Below are 1,189 nucleotides of genomic sequence, written 5' to 3'. Positions count from 1 at the left end.
CCCCCATTTTTGGAGGAGCTTGGCTGTAGAGTTACGCTGCCAGTTTTAGTTTAGTGGCAGGTGTTATGCCGCCGATGGCCATGTTGGGCCGTTCGTTGTTATATGTCCAGAGCCAGTCTGTGGCTTCCGTTTGCGCCTGCTCGATGCTTTCAAAGCACGTCTGATCCAGCCATTCCTGCCTAACAGTTCTGTTGTAACGTTCCACATAGGCGTTCTGTGCCGGCTTTCCAGGTTGAATATGCAGGATCTGGATCCCTTGAGATTTGGCCCAATTTAACAGGGTTTCACTGATGTTTTCCGGCCCATTATCAACACGTATGGTTTTGGGCTTGCCCCGCCATTCAATCACTTGGCTCAACGCCCGCACCACCCGCAGTGCGGGAAGAGAGAAATCCACTTCAATAGCTAATCCTTCCCGGTTGAAATCATCAAGAATGTTGAGCGTTCTGAACCACCTGCCATCCTCCAGTTGATCTGACATGAAATCCATAGACCAAACTTGATTGGCCCGTGCTGGAACCGCCAACTTATCTGGTTTCGCCCGCTTCAAACGTTTGCGCGGCCTGATCCTCAGGTTGAGTTCCGATTCCCTGTAAATGCGATAGACCCGTTTGTGGTTCTAACCGAACCCTTTGATATTGCGTAAGTATAGGAAATATAGGCCGAAACCCCAAGTCCGGTTGGCGGTTGTTAGCCGCACCTGCCAATCGGCAATCAGAGCATTGTCGTTATTCAAAAGTCGCCTGTAACGATAACAGCGCTCACTCACACCAAACGTGCGACACGCCAGAGAAATGCAAACGCCTTTTTCTTCGACAGCAAGCACAGCCATCTCCTTGCGTTGAGATGGCTTTAGGGCTTTTTTCCCAGCGCTTCCTTCAAAAGCTCATTTTGCAGCGACAGCTCGGCATACATCTTCTTAAATCGGTGAAGTTCGTCTTCCGTAGACTTCATCGACTGGATCATCGGCGCATCAAGGCCACCGTATTTAGAGCGCCATTTGTAAAAGCTTGCAGCGCTCATGCCATGTTCACGGCAAAGCTGGGCCACCGGTACGCCGCTTTCCCCTTGCTTCAATATTGAAATGATCTGCGCGTCGCTAAACCGAGATTTCTTCATAAAACTAGTCCTCAATATGAGGCAACAATATCTCTACTTTTAAACTCAATCAATTTCCGGGGGGAATACC

1 pseudogene is annotated in these 1,189 nt (G+C 49.5%); it reads right to left on the bottom strand.

From position 1 onward, the window contains the following. Positions 1-31: 31 nt before the first annotated feature. Positions 32-1,119, bottom strand: a pseudogene (locus tag AYK67_RS03205) (IS3 family transposase). Between the last annotated feature and the right edge of the window lie 70 nt (positions 1,120-1,189).

The organism is Polycladidibacter stylochi (assembly GCF_001562055.1).
GTDB classification, from domain to species: Bacteria; Pseudomonadota; Alphaproteobacteria; order Rhizobiales; family Stappiaceae; genus Pseudovibrio; species Pseudovibrio stylochi.
Note: the sequence above shows the minus strand (reverse complement) of the source record. Positions and strands in the feature narration are given on the sequence as shown.